This is a genomic window from Micromonospora gifhornensis, assembly GCF_016863515.1.
GTDB classification, from domain to species: domain Bacteria; phylum Actinomycetota; class Actinomycetes; order Mycobacteriales; family Micromonosporaceae; genus Micromonospora; species Micromonospora gifhornensis.
The window spans coordinates 1-930 of record NZ_BOPA01000108.1 but is presented as its reverse complement, the minus strand read 5'-3'; the positions used below and the strand labels follow the sequence as shown (position 1 = coordinate 930).

General features: G+C 67.5%; 1 protein-coding gene. It reads right to left on the bottom strand.

Annotation, left to right across the window (positions count from 1 at the left end; genetic code table 11):
* Positions 1-21: 21 nt before the first annotated feature.
* On the bottom strand, positions 22-903 hold the full coding sequence (locus Vgi01_RS30330) for an IS5 family transposase (protein WP_373307079.1): 882 nt from the start codon (positions 901-903) through the stop codon (positions 22-24).
* Positions 904-930: the final 27 nt, after the last annotated feature.

Sequence of the window (930 nt, the reverse complement as noted above, 5' to 3'; positions counted from 1 at the left end):
GCGTGTTTGAGATGAGGTTGGTTAGGGCCAGGTGAAGGTGCGGCGGGGTTGTCGGCGGGTGGGTTGGCCGCGGGTGATGCGGCGGGTCATGCCGGCGATGGCGGCCCAGCGGATGATGGCTTCGGAGACTTCGGGGTGGCGTTCGTAGTCGCGGGCGAGTCGGCGGCAGTTGGTGAACCAGGCCAGGGTCCGCTCGACCACCCATCGTCGCGGGTGCACGGCGAATCCGCGCTGGTCGGCGGGTTTGCGGACGATCTCGACGGTGGTGCGCAGGATGTCGCGTGCCCAGTCGACGAGTCGTCCGGTGAAGCCCTGGTCGGCGAAGACATGCCGGATCGGTGTGGCCAGGTAGGTGCTGAGCAGGGTGGTTTTGGCGCCGTCGCGGTCCTGCCAACTCGCCGCGAGGACGGTCACGGTGACCAGTAGTCCCAGGGTGTCGGTGACGATGAACCGCTTGCGGCCGTTGATCTTCTTCCCGGCGTCGTAGCCCCGGCTGTCCCGCCCGACGGTGTCGGCGCCCTTCACGCTCTGGGAGTCGATGATCCCCGCGGAGGGCTGGGGGTCACGGCCCTGCTGCACCCGGGCCTTGACCCGCAGGGTGTGCAGGAGTCTCTCGGTGACGCCGGCTTCTTCCCACCGAGTGAAGTACCAGTACACCGTCTGCCACGGCGGCAGATCCGCCGGCAGGTACCGCCACGGACACCCCGATCGCACCACGTACAGGATCGCGTTGACGATCTCCCGCCGCGGATGCTTCTCCCTACGACCGTCCGTGTTCGGCTCCGGCAACAACGACTCGATCAGCGCCCACTGGGCATCAGTCAGGTCAGACGGGTAACCACGACGCGCAGACACCACGCCACCCTGCCCGCCACGCCGGCAGATGTCACGCCGCCACACCATCCACAACAGACCTTCTCAAACACGCTC